A 20,653-nucleotide genomic window follows, 5' to 3' on the forward strand; every position below is an offset into this window, starting at 1 on the left:
TTATAAACCAATATAACCATGAAGGTAATCTTAAAAAGATGCGCCGCAATGTCGGTGTATGCGTTTACCGTGCTTGTTTTATGTTTGCCTAATATTTTGCTGGCGCAAACAACAATACAAGGAACGGTAACAAATTCGCTAAATCAACCTTTAGCCAATGTTTCGGTAGTGGTGAAAGGTATAACACCACAAATCGCTACCAGCACAAATGAGCAAGGTTTTTATCGTATTAGTGTGCCCGCGAGTGCCGTATTGCAATTCACTTTCATCGGCTATCAGCCCGTAGAGGAAGCCGTGAATGGGAAAACGAACATCAACGTGAAACTCGAAGCAGGGGATCAAAGCGTAGAAGAAGTAGTTGTGGTTGCTTACGGCACGCAGCGAAAGAAAACACTTACTGGCGCCATCTCCGGTGTGAAAGGTACTGAGATGCGTCAAACGCGGAATGAAAATCCACAAAATATGCTCACTGGACGAATCGCGGGTGTGCGTGTTTGGCAGCAAAGTGCCGAACCAGGATCCTACCGCGCAAATTTCGATATCCGCGGAATGGGCGCACCGTTGGTCATTATAGACGGTGTCCCTAGGTCGATTCAAGATTTTCAACGCTTAAATCCCGCCGATATTGAGGATGTTTCGGTACTTAAAGATGCTTCTGCGTCCATTTACGGAGTTCGTGCAGCGAACGGAGTGATGTTAGTGACCACAAGAAAAGGGAAAGAAGGCGCTATTGCTGTGAACTACAATGGTTCGTATACGTTTCAACGCCCGTCGAATATGCCTTTTTTGGCAACGGCTTTTGAAGCAATGACCTTGTACAACGAGCGTTCAATGAACAACATTAATGGTGGAAACCACGTGTACACCGAAAAGGATTTCGAAGATTTCCGCACCGGAGCACGACGATCCTCCGATTGGACATCCCTCATCTTTTCAGAAGTATCGCCACAAACGGCGCATGATTTGAGCATTTCGGGCGGTTCCGCTAAAACCCAATATTACTTCGGTGGCGGATATAATTTTCAGGAAGGATTTTTCCGAAGTGGCGATTTGAATTACCACAAATTCAATATACGAACGAATCTAACGACCGAGATCACAAAAGGACTGAAATTAGAACTTAATTTAGCAGGAATGTCAGACGTGCAAAACAATCCGTATGCATCGTCAGTAGATATTATTCGGAATTATTGGGCTCAAGGAATGCTGGTTCCGGCGTTTGCTGATCCGGAAGGAACATTGATCAATTATGAAGGAATTGGTTTGGAGCAGAATACCGTTCCGATGATCTATTCAGATATTTCCGGTTATCGAAAATACAAACAGAAAACGTTTCAGTCGTCCGCTGCATTGAATTATGACTTTGGAACTTTATCGGAATCCTTGAAAGGATTAACCGCGCGAGGTTTAATTTCCTACGATTACCGAACGGATAACAATGCCATTTTCCGCAAGGAATATTATCAATATGCGTTCGATCCGATTAATAATCGTTACAACCAGAAGTTGTTTGATTTAAGCAGTCCGAGCAGAATGCGACGCGAATTTTTCGAAAAGCAACAAATTCTAAGTCAGTTTACATTGAATTTCGATCGCACCTTCGGAAACGGACATTCACTAAACACATTAGTGGGTTGGGAAACCCAAAAGAATGACGGCGATAATTTCTACGGAATGAAGAATTTGGCTTTCAATTCCGATATCCTGTTTCTAGGCGTCGAAGAAGGACAAATGACCGGAATGAACGGTGGCTTGGGAGATTATTATAATGAAGCAAAACAAGCCGCGCTTGGTCGGGTAAATTACGGTTTTAAAGATCGTTATATTGCTGAATTCCAATTTAGGTACGATGCGTCGTCTCGATTTTTTAAGGATAATCGATGGGGATTTTTTCCATCGGGATCAGCCGCTTGGCGAATCTCTGAAGAACCATTTTTCAAATCTATTGATGCATTAAAGTTTGTCGATCAATTAAAAGTACGCGCTAGCTATGGCTTATTGGGCGATGATATAGGAAATAACTGGAATTTTGATTGGGTTTCCGGATACAATTATCCTGCTACCAGTGGCAATGCGGAGAATGGTTATTACAACCAGTATGCTCCTGGTTATCTTTTCGGAGATCAATACATCACGGGTGTTACGCGTAGAGGTATTCCTAATCAATTCCTCACTTGGTTTGAAGCAACGGCTTTGAATGTGGGTGTGGATTTCGATGCATGGAACGGCAAGTTCGGCTTTACGTTGGATTACTTCGATCGGAGAAGACACGGACTTTTCAATCGTCGCTTAGGTGATTTTCCGACCGTAATTGGAATGGAAGCTCCTTTGGAAAATGCAAATAGCGATCAACACTTTGGCTTAGAATTAGAGCTACGCCACCGCAATCAGATTGGTGATTTTGGTTATAGCTTACGCGGTATTGCCACAATTACGAGAAACAAATATTTGGTTGGCGTGCAGAATGGACCTTATGCAAATTCGTACCGAAAATGGCGCGATGATAACTTAAACCAACGTTATCAAGGTCAGCAATTTGGTTACTTATCGGACGGTCGGTTTATGGATTGGAATGATATCCGAAATTATCCAATTTATACGGAGCGCGACCAACTTCCCGGCGATTACAAATATGTGGATTGGAACGGTGACGGAGAAATCAGCGGTTTGGACGAGCATCCATTTGCTTTTGATCAAACGCCGTGGATGAACTTCAGTTTGAATATGCAAGCCAATTACAAAAACTTTGATTTAGCGATGCTATTTCAAGGATCAGCTTTAGGCTCGATGGAATACAAAGAACCGCTTTATGCTATCTGGGGAAGTAACGGCGGAGGAACGTTGACGCAATATTTAGATCGTTGGCGTCCGGTAGACCCCAATGCCGATCCGTACGACCCAGCAACGGAATGGATTCCGGGTTATTATGCATATACCGGACGTTATCCGAGAGGAAATTCAGAATTCAATCGCGTCAGCACCTCGTATTTGCGGCTAAAAAGTTTGGAGTTGGGATACACATTGCCAGCATTTGCTAAAAATCCAAACATGCGATTGCGTGTTTTCGCGAACACGTACAACGTATTCACCATTACGGCGGTAAAATTTGTTGATCCTGAACATCCGGATAGTGATTTGGGGAGAATGTATCCACTCAACAAAACCTACACGGTGGGTGCTTCTCTTAATTTTTAATCGATCACAGACCAAAGAACTAAAACCTATGAAACGATTTGTTCCAATACTTTTAAGTCTGACACTGTTTGCTGCTATGCAATCTTGTGTGAAGATGGATATTGAACCGAAGAATATTGTGTCGGATAATGAGCTGTTTAGCACACCGGCCAGTGTGGATATTTATATGGCAACGATGTACAGCCGTATGCCATTCGAAGATTTTAAATACATGAGCCAGTGGGGATTTGAATATAATGGCTGGCTAAACTCAGTCGGAATTGATGGATCCGGCGAAGCGGTAAATCGCGACGGAATTACCACTGCGTTTACTGGTGAACGTACCGCTTATTGGGGACAGGCGTTCGGTTTACTCCGAAATGCCAACCATTTGATCGAAACCTTGCCACAGTACCAAAGTAATTTTAGCGAGGATTTGTATAACCACTATTTAGGAGAAGCATATTACATCCGCGCATTCGTGTTTTACACCATGGCCAAGCGATTTGGCGGAGTGCCGTTGGTGACCAAAGTGATTCAATATCCTGCCGATGATGCGGATCTCGAAGTACCCAGAGCTAGTGAAGAAGAAACCTGGGATCAAATTCTCTCGGATTTCGATCAAGCGATTGAGTTAATGAACGAAACGAGCCCGAAGGAAGGTTACTCCAATAAATACGTGGCGTTATCTTTCAAAGCACAAGCGATGCTTTATGCTGGGAGCGTCGCTAAATACAATGAAAACGTAATTGGACGTTTGACCGGTTTGGGACGCAAAACGCAGGTGCGCGTTATTGGTTTCGAAGCATCTCGCGCTGCTGCGGCATCACAACGTTATTTCACGGAAGCGTATAAAGCGGCGCGACAGGTCATGCAATCTGGGAAATACTCGCTCTACCGAAAAGGTTGGGCTGCAGGAAACAAGGAAGCACAGTTTCAAAATATGGTCGATATGTTTACGGATGTAAGCAGTACAGAGAATATTTACGTGAAGCGCTACCTATTTCCAACAATAACGCACGGTTTTGATGGTTATAATATGCCGTATTCATTTCGTCAGCCACTTTCCGCAGGAACTTGCCCAACATTGGATTTCGTGGAGCTTTTTGAGGGCTTTCCGCGCTATCCGAATGGAAGAATTCGCGTAACGACAGGTTCGGACAACGCGTCGGGCGATTATATTATGTACGATAATCCTTCCGATTTTTTCCAAAACGCGGAACCGCGTTTACGAGCTTATGTTATTTTTCCATTTGATCAATTCCGTTTCCGCGAAATGGAAATCCGTGCGGGTGTTTTTACGGGCGAGACGCCGATCAAGCCATTTTTCTCAAACTACGCCTACAATACGGCAGATGAGCGCTATCAAAATCTGAGTATTTTCAATGGTAATGCGAAAACGCTGTATTTAAGTCCGCGTGAAGGAAATGGACAGCAGACGGTGCAGTATCAAGGTCGAACGATGACCGCAGCTGGACAAGAAGGTCCGTTTTTCGATAATGGAGAAGCGACGCTCACGGGTTTCTACATCCGTAAATGGTTGCAAACTTCCGCGGAAATCGTTACCGGAGAAGGGAAATCCGCACAGCCCTTTATTTTAATGCGTTATGCGGAAATGCTTTTGACTGCTGCCGAAGCTGCGATAGAGTTGCAGCTAGCGGATCAACCATCGCCGGACGGCAGTAATTTATCGCAAGTGGCAACAGAAAGCATCAATCAGATTCGCGAACGCGCCGGAGCGAGTTTACTCGTTGGGCAGTTGACACCCGACCTTGCAAGTCGAGATACTGTACGTAAAGAACGCCGGAAGGAATTGGCATTTGAGCATAAATCCAAGTGGGATTTGCGGCGCTGGCGCGTTAATCATTATGAAGGACGCGATGGATTTTGGGGCGAAACGCGTGATAAAAATTTCTATAGCAATAATGAGAACTATCGCTTCCGCGGATTGTATCCCTTTTTCTCGACGCGCGAAGGCAAATATTTCTTTGATACACGCTTTCAGTGGGTTTCATCCAAAACCTTCGGTTATCAGCCGATCGATTATTATTTTTCTATTCCGGGCGGCGAAGTAGCAAAGAGCCCATTGATTGACCAACAACCAAACCGATAAAACCATGAAAAAGATAACAACGAGAGTAACAAGTTGGGTGATTTTAGGCTTAATAGCTATGGGTTCAAGCTCCTGTAGTTTCTTTGAAATAGATAATTACGACGCACCCGATGTGACCATAAACGGTGAAGTGGTAGATGTAGCGACCGGTCGGCCCGTGCTGACCGATCAAGGCTCAGAAGGCATTCGTGTCCGTTTGACAGAATTGAGTTGGGGAGATAATGTAGAACACAATCCTGATTTCTACTGTATGCCAAACGGCAAATTCCGCAATACAAAAATATTTAAGGGAAACTATCACATCAATATCGAAGGGCCGTTTATTCCCATTCTTCGACGCAGTCAAGATGGAACCATTGTGGCTGATGAAAGTATCGTAATGGATTTGGAATCCAGTCACGACGTGCGTTTTGAAGTGCAACCATTTTTGCAAGTAGAGTGGGTGGGAGAACCTACGGTGCAAAATGGAAAGATTACTGCGCAGGTTCGGGTAACGCGGGCTGTGAATTCAGCAGATTTTAAGTCTAAAATGGAACCTATTCGTCAATACAATGATGATTTGTTAAACATGACCGATATTCAATTCTTTGTCAGTTATTCTTCGAGCATCGGTTATCGGGCGCGCGACGAACGCTGGTCGAGCCGATTGGATTACGCCGGAAAATCGTTTGATCCATTATTTGGTGAAACGATCACACTCGTTTCCAATGGACAGATTCCGACTGGTCGAACTGTTTACATTCGCGCAGCAGCACGAATCAATTGCGACACGCCTGTCGGAAGTGGTGTTCGCCGTTGGAATTACAACGAAGCGAAAGAAGTGTTGGTGAATTAGAACTGTTCAATCATGAAAAGAAGTGGGAATAAAATCATTTATTGGAAATCCTTTTGCGCATTTGGCGGAATGACATTGTTGGCGGCGCCATCCGCATATAGTCAACAGAAACCCGATCAGGTAAAAACCACGTTCCAATCATCGGCCGAATGGCGACCAACGATCGATAATCGGGCAGATGCGGTGATGATTTACGGGGTAAAAGGTAATCCGTCAGATAAGCGTAAGAAATGGCCATTTTCAGATCGCGTAAAATCTTGGAAAGATAATGGATATACCATTCATTTCATGACGGGAATTGCTTGGGGAGAATACCAAGATTATTTTACGGGCGCTTGGGATGGAAAAATGCATTTGGATGAAGGGCAGGTAACGCAGATGCAGGATACCATTTGGCACGGACACATGGTGCCTTACTTGGTGCCTACGGATAATTTCATCAAGTACCTTAACGAAGAACATATTAAGCCGGTAATTGATGCTGGCATTGATGCTATATTCTTGGAGGAACCTGAATTTTGGGCAAGAGCCGGTTATAGCGAGGCATTTAAACGCGAGTGGAAGAAGTATTACGGTTTCGATTGGCGCCCGCAACACGAATCGCCCGAAAACACCTATTTGTCCAATAAGCTAAAATATTGGTTGTATTACAATGCGTTGGATAAGGTATTTACGTTTGCGAAGGAATATGGGAAATCCAAAGGGATAGATGTAAAATGCTATGTACCTACGCATTCTTTAGTCAATTACTCCCAATGGATGATCGTCTCTCCGGAAGCAAGTTTAGCGTCGCTTCCAGTAGTTGATGGCTATATCGCTCAAGTGTGGACGGGAACTTCACGCGAACCAAATTGGTTTGACGGAAAGGAACGCGAACGTGTTTTTGAAACGGCATATTTGGAATATGGATCTATGGAATCCATGACTGCGCCGACAGGCCGAAAAATGTTTTTTCTAACTGATCCGATCGAAGATCGAGCGAAAGATTGGGATGATTACAAGCGAAATTATCAAGCTACGTTTACCGCACAATTATTGTATCCAAATATTTCGGATTACGAAATTATGCCGTGGCCAGAGCGTATTTATGAAGGCTTATATCGCGTGTCGTCAAATAGCGAGGAGAAAGCAAAAATTCCAAAACCATATGCTACCCAAATGCAGATCATGGTGAATTCACTAAATGATATGCCAAAAAGCGATAACAAATTGTCGGGTAGTGAAGGTATCTCGGTCTTGATGGGAAACTCATTGATGTTTCAACGATTTCCTACGCATAAAGGATATGATGATCCGCAACTTGCCAACTTTTATGGTTTGACGTTACCTTTCGTAAAGCAAGGTATTCCGGTTAAGACGGTGCATATCGAAAATTTAGGTTATCCAGCCGCGTTGGCCGAAACGAAGGTGTTATTAATGACGTACTCCAATATGAAACCATTGGATTCGATGGCACACAATCAGTTGGCGGATTGGGTAAAGCAAGGCGGACAATTGATTTACAGTGCGACCGATAATGATCCGTTTCAGTCCGTTCAAGAATGGTGGAACACCGAAGGAAAGCAATACGCAACGCCGTCGGATCACCTTTTTGAAATAATGGGCATTGGTGCTGGGGCGGTGGAAGGAACTTATTCGTTCGGAAAAGGAACAGTACAAATCCTTCGTCATGATCCAAAAGAATACGTATTATCGGATGGCAAGCATCAGCTTTTGGTTGATGCGGTGCATGCGCGCTACCAAGCGAGTACTGGTAAGGAACTGACTTTCAAAAACCATTTTTATTTACAACGCGGACATTATGAGTTGGTTGCGGTGCTGGATGAAAATGTATCAACCGAACCGTTTGAGCTTCAAGGCAAACTGATTGATTTGTTCGATCCAAATCTGCCGATTTACAACAAGCGGAAGATTGTTCCCGGAGAGCAAGGGTATTTTCTGAATGTAAATTTGGTAAAAGACAAAAAGAAGGCGAAAGTGTTGGCAGGGGCTAGCCGTATATACGACGAACAACAGGATAAAAATGCATTTTCGTTTGTAGCGAAAAGTCCGATTGATACCGATAACGTATCGCGGGTGTTATTGCCTAAAAAGCCAAAATCGGTAGCTATTGATTTAAAAGAAAGTTTCGAGGAGAAAAATTGGGACGAAGATTCAAAAACCTATTTACTCCGATTTGCAAATAATCCAGAAGGAATAAAAGTAAGATTTGTTTGGTGATTTAATTGCGCCGTTTGTGTTGGTGGTGCCGATCCTCGAAAGAGGATCGGTTTTTTTGTGAAAAAAAATAACTTTCGTATTATTGCGAAATAACCAGTGTTTAATAACTTATTATGAATTTATCTCGCATTTCAATAAGTACCACGATTGCTTCACTTTTCTTTTTCATTAGTTCAACTTCCTTTGCGCAACATCGAGAAATTCTAGATTCCATTGTTCAAACACTTTCGAAGGAATCCATTTACAAGGATAAGCTGGACAAAGCGAAGTATTTGAAACAATTAGATACGTTGAATGTCCAAGATTTTGAAGGTGCTGTAGGGCCGTTTGTGATGCAAATATTTTCTGATATTGGGGATCAGCATGGATTATTTCAGATGGGTTGGGCTACATTTGTTGGCGAACAAAATGAAAGCGCAAAAGAAAAGTTAGAGTTACAAAAATATGCGTACAATGAACATTTTGCCTTTCGCTCAGCGGTAATCAGCGGTAAATACGGATATGTCGCTATTCCATCTCCACAAATTCCTACGAAATCATTTTCAGCTCAAGAGCAAGCCGTCAAATACATATCGCAAATGGCGCAGCAAATCCAAGATACACTGTGTGCGGCAAGGTCGCAATCCGAGGGCGGATTAATCTTGGATTTGCGACTTAGCATGGGAGGAAATATGCCGCTGTTATTGAATAGTATCGCTCCCATATTAGGCGACGGAAAGCTGTTTGATGCAGTTTGGGGGAATGGCACTGAGTCCAAATATGAGCTGATTGATGGACAACTTTTTGAAGACAATGTTGCACTAGGAAAAACCAAATGCAAATGCAATTTTGATGGTGTAAAAGTTGCGGTACTTCTTAGTCCTTTAACTGCGAGCGCTTCATCTCAAACCGCTATTGCTTTAAAAGGATTGCCTAACGTGCGTTTTTTCGGTGAAGACACGGATCCGCAAAGTTCCAATATCACCAAAACGCTAATGTTTAAAAATGGTCCGATAGTCACTTTCGCAGGAGGATTAGTTCGCGATCGATTGGGCGTAATGTATGAAAGTTCTGTTTCGCCCGATCAAATAATTAAAGGTGGAGACAATTTCGAATCCCTAAAAGATGATGCTAAAATCAAAGCAACGCTTGAATGGTTTGCTGAGTAGAAAGGATTAGTTTAAACGAGATCTTTATACGATAATAAACAAGCAATTCCCTGAAGGAATGCTTGTTTATTATGCCCTAAAATCCTAATCTGTTAATAGGTTTTCATCAATCCGCTGCTGAATAATCCGCCAATCATAATAATGGAAGATTTTATGGTTACTCATAGCAACCAACATACCTTGCGGGAATTTCGGTCCAAAGTTTAAATTCATCGCATCTGCGCCATCGCATTCAACCGCTGAAACAGGAACTTCAGCAATGAGCGTATGCGCGTGCTGATCCTCACTTTTGCCTTCGCGTTTGTAAACTAAAAAGGAATTTTTCTGCTGGTTGGAAACCAAGATATATCCTGTAGTGGCATCTTTTTTATAAATCGCAATGCCTTCGTGATCGCGCAGGGCATCTTTTTGTCCGAAAAAAGCTAGCTCTTCGTTTCCTTTTTTCGGGTCTGCATAATATTTTCGGATTCCTGATGTTTCGTCCGAGTAGTACACGTAGCCCAGCTCATTGTCCACGGCGATAGCTTCTATTTCCTTGTTTCCACTGTATTTTCCGAATTTGCGAACGACTTCACCCTCCACATTCCCGTTTTCATCAGCAGATAATTTATACTGCCATAAATATGAACCTGAAGGTCCTGTTTTTCTTCCGACAATAGCGTAAATAGTTGCCGAGGAATCGGATTTTTCGGTGTAAAGCGCAATGCCCATTCCATCGCGCTCATCTTCTCCCGTTTCACCTTCAAAGATTGGAATACCTCCGTTATCGATTGGCTTTAAATCAGGTAAAGAAAAGATACGAATCGTATTTGCTTTTCTTTCTGTAGTGACGGCGATATCCGTTTTCACACCGTTGATCTCCAGACTATAAGCTACATCAACATTATTTGGACGTTGCATATTCAAGAATTTGTTCACGATTTTTCCGTCTAGATCATAAACATATAATCCGCCATCGACTTCTTTATCTGTGCCGATAATCAAGCTTTTGCTAGGATCGGTCGGATGAATCCAAAATGCAGGGTCATCTGTATCATGTTGGGTAGCTTCTGTAACGATTGTCGGTTTGATGGCGTTGGGCGCAACAGCGGCCAAACGATCGCCACAAGATTGAAAGGCAAGCGCTACGGCAAAAAATAAAATATGATTAATACGCATAGTATAATTATTTTTTGGTGTGTTGATGTTTATATAAGACTTCGTTGCCGTTTGAATCTGCTTTGATCACATGTACGGTCAATTTATTATCCAAAATGGAAAAAGTCATAAATCCTGGTTCGCCGGCAGAAAAAATCGTTCCTTCGCGTTTTCCGGTTTCGCCACGACGCACTTCGCTAGCCGATCCAGTAAGATATTGGGTAGTATAGCGTCCTTTTGGCTTAATGACCTGCTGATCATGTTCGTGTCCGCAGATATACGCATCTACTTTGTATTTATCGAATAAGTCGGCAAATTGCTGTTCAAATCGTTTGGTATCCATAATATCCTTTCGTGGACCACCACTATAAAGCGGATGATGACCAACAACGACGGTCCAACTTACATTGGGATCATTTTCAGCTAATTCTTTAGTCAACCAAGTACGTTGCGCAGCGGTATCTTGCTCGGCAAGGTTCAAATATTTTTCGGGCGTTTTGTAATAACTTTCGATGTATGGATTGGTATCCATTACGATCATTTTAAGTAGCTTACCATTTTCCATCTTAAACTTCTTGCTGTAATAACGGTCAGGCATATTCCATCGACGACTTACTTTTGAGTAATCGATTTGTGCTTGTACATTACCGCGATAATCGTGGTTGCCTAAAGCTACATACCAAGCGCGATAAAGGGAAGGATCCTTATAGATTTCTTCGAATGAGGAAATCCAATGATAATCCTGTGTGCTTTCTACGCCGTCGGGATAGAAATTGTCGCCAACAGAAACGATAAAGCTGGCATCCAAAACGATTGTTGCTTGTCCCATTTCCCGCGCTACATCGCGTTGATAATAATCGCCCACGCGGCCAAAATCACCTAAAACGATAAAGTTGAAACTATCCTCTTGATAATTCAGTCCGGTGATATTTTTGCCGGAATAACCGGTTTGTTTCTCATACTCAAATGGCGTCATGTTGTGTTGCGCAAAAGCGGATACACTACAGGAAAGCATTAATGCGGTAAAAAATGTGTATTTCATCGATTCTGTGTTTATAGCACATGCGACGAAGCTGTATAGCTCCGTCGCATGTAATGAGTTATTAAATATTGTTTTACGATCTACAAATCGAATTTTAAACCCATTGTGTAGCGAGCGCGGTAATATTCTAATTGCATCATGCGTTCTTGACTGCCTTGGTAATAGCGCAATGGCTGATTGGTCAAGTTATTTGCTTCCGCAAACACACGCAATTTAGGTGTGATCTTGAAAGAAGCATTTGCATCCAAGAAGAATTGCTTATCGTAATAAGGATCATCAAAGGCGGTCTCACCAATCCCGTCCAAATAAGCGGCTGCGAAGTTTGCCGATAATCGAGCAGAAAAGCGATTATTCTCCCAAGATAGTGAACCATTAAACATATGTGGAGCTGTTCTAGGCAAACCTAAACCAGTTCTTTCTTCGCCATCTTCGTTCGTAATACCTTTAGCAACCGATTTAGTGAATGTATAGTTGGTGTAGATGCCGAATCCTTTTAAAAATTTACCTGGAAGAAAATCCAATTGACGTTGGAAAGCAACTTCTAAACCATAGACATCTACGCTTTCGCCATTACGTGCTTGCAGGAAATTCCATGGCAAATTATTATCCGCCGGAATAGGGTTTTCTACGTTCGGAAAATCTCCAGCGAATTTTTCGCGATTATAGTTTGGATCGCTGTAGTTGTAGATAAAGTTTTTAAGACGTTTGTAAAAAACACCACCCGACACCAAGCCGACATTTTGAAAATAGTTTTCTGCCATGAAGTCAAAATTAGTAGCGTAAGTAGCTTTCAAGTTTGGATTACCTGCTTCAATAGATTGCTCATCAGGAATAGTACTCACAAATGGCGCCAGCGCATAGTAATTTGGTCGTGCTAAACCGGTTGTTATGGCAGCTCTTAAGATAAAGTCATTCGTTACATCATGTTTGAAGGAGATGCTAGGTAAAATGTTTAGGTAGCTGTTTTTATTATTCACCTGTCCCAAAAGTTCCTCTTCCGACTGTACGTAGTTTCCAGTATAATTAATACGTGTGTATTCCATTCTGGCACCGACGATCATAGATGTACGCTCCGTAAAGTTTTGATCCCAACGGATGTAATTAGCGAAGATGGTTTCTTTAGCAGAGTAATTTAATGCTAAAAACTCTTCCAATTTAGCGGATTCCGTAAACAAAGCGGGGTTGTTTAAATCTAAAGAGCCTAAAAATTGTTTGTCAACAAATGATCCAGGTACATATTGACTTCCCGGTCCATAATTTTCGCCAGCCCAATCCACTAAAGGAAGGTTGTTCATTCCTCCGAAAGGTGTAGTTGGTTTATAAGTGAAGTAATTATTCTCACGCATTTTGTTTTTTAAACGCAAACGGGTACCTACGCGAATACGGCCTTTTTGTTCAGGAATAACGCTAAATGGAAAGCGGACGTTTGCTTTGAACCCAAACTCATCTTCTGAGGTATAATCACTTTTCTGAGTAAGTTGTTGTAGCGTGAACTTGGAATAGTCGCGATAGTTATCTGGAATGAATGGATGATTTGGATCACTCAAATCTTGTGTTAACGCTACGTTATCTTGCTGAAATTGGATAAGGCGCTCCAAAGGACGGTCTTCTAGTGCTTTGGAGTAACTTGCTGCCCAATCAAAGTCCAGGGTGGGAGCAAGTAAATGCTCTCCACGTAAAGAGAAATTCATCACACGCTGCTGTTCAAAACGTGTATTATCATTTGGATTCCTGCCTAGACCTCCTTTGGTTTCGCGACGAATACGTCCGTTGTAGTTTTGATTTGTTTCATTCCATTCTAGATCTGTATAGCGCGTGCGATAACGGTTTTCACGATCATCACGCCAGTTGTAAATGGCGTTAAATTCAATACGGTTTCTAGCATCAAATTCATAATCAGACGCGATAGAAACACTCCTACGGATACGCTGCACATCGTATTTACGGATGTCCATCTCGCTCATATCAATTCGTCCGCCGTCGTTTTTCCAAGTAGCTTCTATATTATCCGAACCAAAGTTTTGGGATTGGAATGTTCCGCTCGCTACGATACCCAGTTTATTATTTGCAAAACGATTTCCATAAACTAAAGCACCATTATAGACGCCCTTTCCACGGATTGGCGCGTATCCACCGCTTAATGTAGCGGAAATACGTTGTCCGTTTGGTGTAGCGCGCGTGATCAAGTTTACCGAACCACCGATCGCGTCAGCATCCATATCCGGAGTAAGCGTTTTGTTTACTTCAACGGTTGAAATCATGTCCGAAGGAATCAAATCCATCTGTACATTACGGTTATCGCCTTCGGCGGATGGAATACGATCGCCGTTGATGGTCACCGAGTTCAATTCTGGCGACAAACCGCGAACAATGATATTTCGCGCTTCGCCTTGATCATTTTGCATCGTAATGCCGGGTACGCGCTTCAACGCATCACCGATATTTTGATCTGGAAAGCGACCAACTTGATCGGAAGAGATAATATTGGTGATGTTGCTATTGTTTTTCTGTTGATTCAGCGCTTTCGCTTGTCCTTTCGCCATATCCCCAAGTACGGCAATAGCTTCCATAGATTGGCTTGCTGGCTGAAGTAAAACCACGATAGGTTGTTGATTATTTCCAGTAGTTATCTGTTGTTTATACAACTGATAACCCATGTAATTTACGCTTAGCGTATAAGTGCCTCGTGGCACATTAAGAAATTCGAAAGATCCTGTTTGGTCAGAGACGGTGTGTCGGTTGCCTTCTTCCAAACGAAGTGTAGCACCAGGAAGGGAAAAATTATCGGATGCATCTAAAACCTTCCCCTGTAGGATCGTGTTTTGAGCAAATGCATGCCCGCAGATTAACATAAATAGTAACGAATAGAGTAATTTCATAAGGGTAGTTATTTTGGGACAAAAGTATTACCGATATGATAAGTAAAGATTATTTGGGTGTTACGCTTGTGTTAAGATATACCAAAGAAAGTGATTCCACAGCGGTGTGTGCGCTTCGAATAAGCAAAAAGGTGTCAGGTTTTTATGGCGAAAAATATAGAAACATCGTTTTGCCTCACGCAATGGGCAAAACAATGTTTTTATATCTGATACGTAATATTAACTTATTCCGTAAGCGGTTCCATTGCTAAGGTCAACGTATTTCTCATAGTCAACCCAACAGTCGTTTTTGCTTCCACAGTTAGGGTGTACCGACCTGCGCTTAGCGTTTGGTTTTTCATAACGCGTATAATTCCGCTGGATTCATCAATACTGAAGATATTATTCACATCATCAAAAGCTTTTCCATCTTTTTCGATCGAGTCAATTCGAAATTTTCCCTTGTATTTCTCCGGAAAAAATGCTGGAGCACTCGATACATATGCGTTTGATAACGCAATATGTATCAAGTTCATATTGATCGTTAAGTCGTACTCTGGATAATACTGGCCGAAGAAAAACTTGATTTGAGGGATAAAGATGATTCGAAAATCTCTTGACGCAATCGTAAAGCCGTCTTTTTCGAAGGAGGACTGAATCGTTACGCTTGTTTCCTCATTGTCTTTTTTGTTTACTAGTGCTTTTATGGTAAGCGTATTTCCCGATACATTTGCTATTTGTTCAGAACCAGATTTCGTCGCTACTTTCCACGTTCCGGTCGCCTGAGCATCGTCAGACAAGGATAGGTTAAAATGATTGTTTTCTGTTTCCCCATAAAGCATATAACTGAATTCCGCATTCGCATCGGTGTCCTTGTTGATTAATCGAATATTGGGCGATTGTATTTTGATATTTACGTTTTGTCTTCCTACGACGGCTCCATTTTGATCAGTGGCAATTACGGTTACTTGATAATAATCTGGTATTTGCTTTCCGTCAATCGCTGAAGTAGCACCGTTCGGAAATAGTTCTTCCGTTGAGATAATTATTTTCTTTGTTGCATGATCAATAATAATCCCTTTTTCTAGGTATTGTCGGAGCGATAAATTACTTGTGATAGCTAAATTTTCTATGTTGCTGAAATCCAAAGAAAATTGCGTGGATTTCTTGTCTAACGAAGATTTATCGAGTTCGATTTCTTGTATCCTTCCGAATGGAATACTCAGATCAGCAGGAAGTCCCATAGGAATATCTTGAGGTGTTTCTTCCTTTTTGCAGTTGGAGAAAATTAGGACCGACAAAAGCAGGCTTAGTAGCATTGCTAGGCGATTGATTTGGTGTTTAAAGCTCATATGTTTCTTGAAATTTTGGCAAAGCTACATATCAACATTATAAAATGCAATAATGTTGCATTTATATTTTATTTATTTAATTTTGCAGCCTGTTCATGCCCAAACACCATTTTAATAAGATGCGTTTTGCCTATTTATCTATAAGTATATTGTTTTCACATGCGCTACTCGCTCAAAATCGAGACGAGAAAACAGATTCGCTAAAAACAATTCAAATACCCATCACCACGGTTATTGGTCAGGGAACTCGCGACGGAAAACGCGTTTTCATCAATCGCGAACAGCTAAATATTTTGCAATCTACAACGCTGGGCGAAACGTTAAGTAGGACACCAAGCGTACAGAATGCATCATTCGGACCTAACGCCGGAATGCCGATGATTCGGAGTTTGAGTGGAAATCGCGTTCGCGTTATGGCGGACGGTTTGTCACTTAATGACTTATCGGGTATAACGCCAAATATCAATACGCAAATTGATTTAGAAAACCTTTCGGGCATAGAAATTTACAAAGCGGGAGCGAATGTACTGTTTGGCGGGCGCGCGATTGGTGGAGCAATAAACCTTATCGATAACACGATTCCAAAAGCTGTGTACAAGAAACAAGTTCAGGGATCGGCGGTGGTGGAAGCGGGTACAAACGCGGGTCATCGAGAATCTATTTCCGTCAAAGGAAATGCAGGAAAAAGATGGGCTTGGCATATCGGAGGATCTCAGCAGCAACACGGCAATTTGCGCATTCCGGGAAACACGAAATCGGATGTTGCGTACGATCCCAACATTGACCACTTAACTGCGGATATGGCACAAGTGCACGTCGATCGGCGAAGCGAAATGAATCTAACGCTGTATCGATATTTGAGTCGCTTTGTTCAGGAAAATATCAACAATCCCGAATGGGGATTGTCAGAATTTGAATTGTATACCAACGAACCTTATTCGAATATCGATGGAGAACGTGTTCAGAATGATCCAAACCCACTTTACATTGCCGGGCAACCTGAAGATACACCGCGTTATAATAGTACGGTCCTTGGCATTCAAGATTATGCTCCGGTTCGCAAAGGAATTATGCCAAATAGCCATGCAGATAGCAGATCTGTGCATGTTGGAGCTGGATACATGCACAATAAATTCCGCTTAGGGATGGGCTACAAGGCAATCGAAGGTTATTATGGCATTCCCGCATTCGCCCAATTAGCGAAGCCAAAGCACACACATAATCCGGCAGAAATGGTCGAGCCGACGTATTTGCCCATCAACACACGAACCTTGTCGCATAGCGGTCATTTCGAAGGTGCTTACAAGTCAGACAATCTTTTTATTTCAGAAGTACTCGTTCGATACAGCTATCAGCGAGGCGACGATCGGGAATTGGTCGGCATCTATCGCGTAAACAAATTCGATAGTAAACGACATAACGTTCGAGGTGAGGTTAATCAGCAAAAATGGCGATTCTGGAGCGGTACGACCGGAGTAGATTTTTCCGATATGCAGATCGAAAGTGATGGCGAACAGCGCTATCTACCCGATGTTTCCGGTCGCGAACTCGGCATATTTACTTTGCAGAAGTTTGATTTTAAACGTGTTAACGCTAGCTTAGGTTATCGGCGAGATTGGGTGGCGAGAAGAGCGGTGCATGACGAAGGTTATGTGGTTAGTCGCGGAATGGCAGGAGGGAAATTGTCGGATCGTGATTTTGGTTTACATCAAGCGGCTGCTGATATTCGTTGGGATATATCATCAAATTTTTTCGTGCGCAGTGCAGCAAGTCATGCGGAGCGCGCGCCGGATTTTAATGAGCTATACGCCGGAAATGATCATTTTGCAATTCTGGTGGAGGAAAATGGCGACGATCGGTCACCTCAGGAAAGAGCACTTTCGTATGAAATAGGAGTAGGAATGAAATTCCAAAATCTCCAACTTTCCGGAAGTCATTATACATCTTCATTTAAAAATTATCTGTATTTAGCGCATACTGGAATCTCGCGTTCGGGTGGATTCTTGGTAAAGGAATGGCGCGCTTCGGACACAGAGATTAGCGGGTGGGAAGCACAATTGGATTATCATTATACCTGGCAGGAGGGCTCGATGTTGGAATTCTTGGCGTTTTTCGATTTGGTCAAAAATCGGAATACATCGGACGACGACATGCGACAATGGGCGGAAGGCGACTTCATGCCTAATTTGCCAACCAGTCGCTATGGCCTTTCGGCAGGTGGGCAGCACGGACGTTGGATGTTCAATGCCTCGCTAGATCGTTATCTGAAACAGCGATTTTTAGGAAAAAATATCAACTTAGAGCGGCCTATGCCTGCTTATACGATGGTTCGCGCACGAGTTGGTCACCGATTTACGATCCTAGATAGAGCGTTATTAACTTACGTGGATTGCAATAATTTATTGAACGCGGAAGCACGACCGCAGAATTCTCCGTTAAAATACTTGGCGCCATTGCCCGGAAGAAATATTTCGCTGGGTTTGCGGATGGAAATTTAAGTCAAAAATGAAAACAGCATCCGCAAATGAATGGGATGCTGTTTTGTGAAATAAGCGAATCTCCTTACCGTTCTATTATTTTTTTAAGTCGTAAACACGTACATAATCTACAACAAACGTAGCCGGGAATGCTTTTGGATCGATGCCTTTTTCGCCGCCCCAAAATCCGCCAACTGCGAGATTTACTAACCAATGAAATTTTTGATCGAATGGCCAAGCTTTCGACCCCGTGCCTTCATTCGCAAACGAGAATAGCTCTACATTATCCACGAAACCTTTGATAGAAGCAGGCGTCCAATCGATTCGGTAGGTATGGAATTGTCCACTGGCATCATCAATTTTCTTGAAAGCTGTTTTTTGTGTTCCTATGGAATGATGGTAATCTTTGGTGTGTACGCTGATGTGAACCATATCTTGATCAAAGCCGACGTGCTCCAAAATATCAATCTCACCGGATTCCGGCCAGCCGCCATATTTGTCTTCGGTAGGCAACATCCAAACCGCTGGCCAAGTTCCGCGCCCTTTAGGAACTTTCGCGCGAACTTCGAATCTCCCATACAGAAAATCACCCTTTCCTTTGCTCACCAAGCGCGTAGATGTGTAATCTTTGCCTTCCTTCTGTTCAGCAAGTGCAGTGATGTGCAACAATCCATCTTTAACTTGCACGTTCTTCGGATCTGCATCGGTATAATATTGTAACTCTTGATTGCCCCATCCATCGTATTTCGAACCCACATCATACGACCATTTGCTCGTGTCAGGTAAACCTTCTTGATCGAATTCGTCCGACCAAGAAGGTGTTGTGTTGAATGTGTACGAGGTCGTGCTATCCACAGTGGATGTTTCATTGGCAGTCTGCTCCGTTGTTCCTGATTGGCAAGCAAAAAGCGTTGCACATAGCAGTGTTGCCGGGTAGAGTAGGGTATTTGATAATATGTTTTTCATAGCTGTTTATTTTTTGACGAAAAATGGAATGTTTGCAGTCGCTACTTTCCCGTTTCCATCGCTCGCGTAATAGAATAAGCGATAAGCGCCTTCTTTTTTCGGAGCAGTTAACGTCGCATTTTGGTAATCATTTTCTTTTAGTAAACCCTGAATAGCTTTCGGACGATTTTCGCGATCGCCACCTTCTTTTAGATCGGTACTTTCCGGCAATAATTCCCAACGTGCGGTAATTGCGTTGCCTTGCGGATCGCTAACTTGTGCAGCAACAGGATACGAAGTGCCGGGTTTTAAATAAACATGATCAGCTGCTTTCTTATCATTGATCGTAAAAGAATCAATATGTGGTGCTCGGTGCGTTGGCCATGATCCTGTCCATAAGTATTGCATCACGTCGATCACTTCGGATTGTTCGCCTTTTTCCGTAAACAAACCATACCAAGTTGGCGTGCGCTCCTGCTTTTGTCCCCAAAGAAAGACATACGATCCTACACAATGTGAATCCTTCGCGATGGATGCTTCGTACCTACTTTTATAAACGGCCGCTTTCTCACTACTTGTTTCCTCGATGGATGCTTTCCACGGTGTTTGTAAACCTTCCCAATGTCCGGTTGGTCCCCATTCAGTGACCATATACGCTTTGTTCCATCCAGCGTCTTTCAATTGTTGTGGAACCGAAGCCAACGTTCCGTAAACTTGTACGGCAATTAAATCCAAAGCAGGACATTTGCTGTTTATTAAATCGATTTCTTTTTTGTTTACACCCGCAAGCATCGTGGTAACCAAATGGTTTGGATCTTCTTCGTGTAACATCGTTGCAATATCATTTACCGCATCCCACACTTTTTCATTACTATAATGCAGGTTTAGCTCATTGCCGATTCCCCAAGCCAACAAAGCAGGATGATTTTTGAAAGGTTGAATTTCCTGTCGGATTCTTTCCAATTGCTCTTTTACCGCATTTTGATCGTTGTAATCAAAACCGTGGCGCTCGGTGCTAACTCGGATTCCCAAGGTAACGGTAAGTCCTAATCGCTGCGCTTCATCTAGAATTTCCGTTGCACCATCAGTGCTCCACGTACGGATGGAATTCCCACCAGCTGCTTTTAGTTCTTCCAGTCGTCCGGTTCCTCCGGCTCCCAAAATAAAATACGGCTTATCTTCGCGAAGAATTTGATAAGAATTTTGATTTTCTTTAATACGAACCGGAATAGGTTTTTGTTGGGCATGAAGGTTAGGAATCACGAAATGCCATCCTAAGAAAAGTAAGGTAGTAAGCTTTTTAATTTGCATGGTAGCTGGCTTTGATTTAAAATTTTAACGGACAAATAAAT

At 42.6% G+C, this 20,653-nt stretch carries 12 protein-coding genes; 6 read left to right on the plus strand and 6 right to left on the minus strand.

Features of this window, described 5'->3' with window-relative positions:
* Positions 1–18: 18 nt before the first annotated feature.
* The 5 genes from ACFSQ3_RS08385 (at position 19) to ACFSQ3_RS08405 (ending at position 9,490) form a co-directional block, all read left to right on the plus strand.
* Entirely contained in the window at positions 19–3,195 is a 3,177-nt protein-coding gene (locus ACFSQ3_RS08385) for a SusC/RagA family TonB-linked outer membrane protein (RefSeq protein ID WP_380869090.1), read from the plus strand.
* A gap of 28 nt (positions 3,196–3,223) precedes the next feature.
* On the plus strand, positions 3,224–5,287 hold the full coding sequence (locus ACFSQ3_RS08390; RefSeq protein ID WP_380869091.1) for a RagB/SusD family nutrient uptake outer membrane protein: 2,064 nt from the start codon (positions 3,224–3,226) through the stop codon (positions 5,285–5,287).
* 4 nt (positions 5,288–5,291) lie between these two features.
* Positions 5,292–6,122, plus strand: a complete 831-nt coding sequence (locus tag ACFSQ3_RS08395) for a DUF3823 domain-containing protein (protein ID WP_380869092.1) — start codon at positions 5,292–5,294, stop codon at positions 6,120–6,122.
* A 12-nt stretch (positions 6,123–6,134) separates the two neighbouring features.
* Positions 6,135–8,342 carry a hypothetical protein gene (locus tag ACFSQ3_RS08400; RefSeq protein WP_380869093.1) on the plus strand — a complete coding sequence of 736 codons (2,208 nt, stop codon included), beginning with the start codon at positions 6,135–6,137 and terminating at the stop codon, positions 8,340–8,342.
* A gap of 113 nt (positions 8,343–8,455) precedes the next feature.
* The gene (locus ACFSQ3_RS08405) at positions 8,456–9,490 is read left to right on the plus strand and encodes a S41 family peptidase (RefSeq protein WP_380869094.1); all 1,035 of its coding nucleotides are present in this window, start codon (positions 8,456–8,458) and stop codon (positions 9,488–9,490) included.
* 84 nt (positions 9,491–9,574) lie between these two features.
* Here the strand turns inward: ACFSQ3_RS08405 and ACFSQ3_RS08410 are convergent, their stop codons facing one another.
* The 4 genes from ACFSQ3_RS08410 to ACFSQ3_RS08425 form a co-directional block, all read right to left on the minus strand.
* Entirely contained in the window at positions 9,575–10,648 is a 1,074-nt protein-coding gene (locus ACFSQ3_RS08410; protein ID WP_380869095.1) for a phytase, read from the minus strand.
* Between the two features lie 7 nt (positions 10,649–10,655).
* The gene (locus ACFSQ3_RS08415) at positions 10,656–11,669 is read right to left on the minus strand and encodes a metallophosphoesterase (protein ID WP_380869096.1); all 1,014 of its coding nucleotides are present in this window, start codon (positions 11,667–11,669) and stop codon (positions 10,656–10,658) included.
* An 80-nt stretch (positions 11,670–11,749) separates the two neighbouring features.
* A complete protein-coding gene (locus ACFSQ3_RS08420) occupies positions 11,750–14,548 on the minus strand; it encodes a TonB-dependent receptor (protein WP_380869097.1) in 2,799 nt (932 codons plus the stop codon).
* 224 nt (positions 14,549–14,772) lie between these two features.
* A complete protein-coding gene (locus ACFSQ3_RS08425) occupies positions 14,773–15,879 on the minus strand; it encodes a cadherin repeat domain-containing protein (protein WP_380869098.1) in 1,107 nt (368 codons plus the stop codon).
* Between the two features lie 95 nt (positions 15,880–15,974).
* Here ACFSQ3_RS08425 and ACFSQ3_RS08430 point away from each other — a divergent pair, with 95 nt between their 5' ends.
* Positions 15,975–18,377 carry a TonB-dependent receptor gene (locus ACFSQ3_RS08430; RefSeq protein WP_380869099.1) on the plus strand — a complete coding sequence of 801 codons (2,403 nt, stop codon included), beginning with the start codon at positions 15,975–15,977 and terminating at the stop codon, positions 18,375–18,377.
* A 75-nt stretch (positions 18,378–18,452) separates the two neighbouring features.
* On the opposite strand, the gene ACFSQ3_RS08435 is transcribed toward ACFSQ3_RS08430, so the two are convergent.
* Positions 18,453–19,322 (minus strand): glycoside hydrolase family 16 protein, encoded by an 870-nt coding sequence (locus ACFSQ3_RS08435; RefSeq protein ID WP_380869100.1) that lies wholly within the window; start codon positions 19,320–19,322, stop codon positions 18,453–18,455.
* Positions 19,323–19,328: 6 nt separating this feature from the next.
* Positions 19,329–20,612 (minus strand): glycoside hydrolase family 2 TIM barrel-domain containing protein, encoded by a 1,284-nt coding sequence (locus ACFSQ3_RS08440; RefSeq protein WP_380869101.1) that lies wholly within the window; start codon positions 20,610–20,612, stop codon positions 19,329–19,331.
* Positions 20,613–20,653: the final 41 nt, after the last annotated feature.

Source organism: Sphingobacterium corticis (assembly GCF_042684745.1).
GTDB lineage: Bacteria > Bacteroidota > Bacteroidia > Sphingobacteriales > Sphingobacteriaceae > Sphingobacterium > Sphingobacterium corticis.

What these genes read in the sequence shown, in the direction of transcription:
- ACFSQ3_RS08385 (WP_380869090.1), top strand. Translation starts at nt 19, where the DNA reads ATGAAGGTAATCTTAAAAAGATGCGCCGCAATGTCGGTGTATGCGTTT.
- ACFSQ3_RS08390 (WP_380869091.1), top strand. Translation starts at nt 3,224, where the DNA reads ATGAAACGATTTGTTCCAATACTTTTAAGTCTGACACTGTTTGCTGCT.
- ACFSQ3_RS08395 (WP_380869092.1), top strand. Translation starts at nt 5,292, where the DNA reads ATGAAAAAGATAACAACGAGAGTAACAAGTTGGGTGATTTTAGGCTTA.
- ACFSQ3_RS08400 (WP_380869093.1), top strand. Translation starts at nt 6,135, where the DNA reads ATGAAAAGAAGTGGGAATAAAATCATTTATTGGAAATCCTTTTGCGCA.
- ACFSQ3_RS08405 (WP_380869094.1), top strand. Translation starts at nt 8,456, where the DNA reads ATGAATTTATCTCGCATTTCAATAAGTACCACGATTGCTTCACTTTTC.
- ACFSQ3_RS08410 (WP_380869095.1), bottom strand. Translation starts at nt 10,648, where the DNA reads ATGCGTATTAATCATATTTTATTTTTTGCCGTAGCGCTTGCCTTTCAA.
- ACFSQ3_RS08415 (WP_380869096.1), bottom strand. Translation starts at nt 11,669, where the DNA reads ATGAAATACACATTTTTTACCGCATTAATGCTTTCCTGTAGTGTATCC.
- ACFSQ3_RS08420 (WP_380869097.1), bottom strand. Translation starts at nt 14,548, where the DNA reads ATGAAATTACTCTATTCGTTACTATTTATGTTAATCTGCGGGCATGCA.
- ACFSQ3_RS08425 (WP_380869098.1), bottom strand. Translation starts at nt 15,879, where the DNA reads ATGAGCTTTAAACACCAAATCAATCGCCTAGCAATGCTACTAAGCCTG.
- ACFSQ3_RS08430 (WP_380869099.1), top strand. Translation starts at nt 15,975, where the DNA reads ATGCCCAAACACCATTTTAATAAGATGCGTTTTGCCTATTTATCTATA.
- ACFSQ3_RS08435 (WP_380869100.1), bottom strand. Translation starts at nt 19,322, where the DNA reads ATGAAAAACATATTATCAAATACCCTACTCTACCCGGCAACACTGCTA.
- ACFSQ3_RS08440 (WP_380869101.1), bottom strand. Translation starts at nt 20,612, where the DNA reads ATGCAAATTAAAAAGCTTACTACCTTACTTTTCTTAGGATGGCATTTC.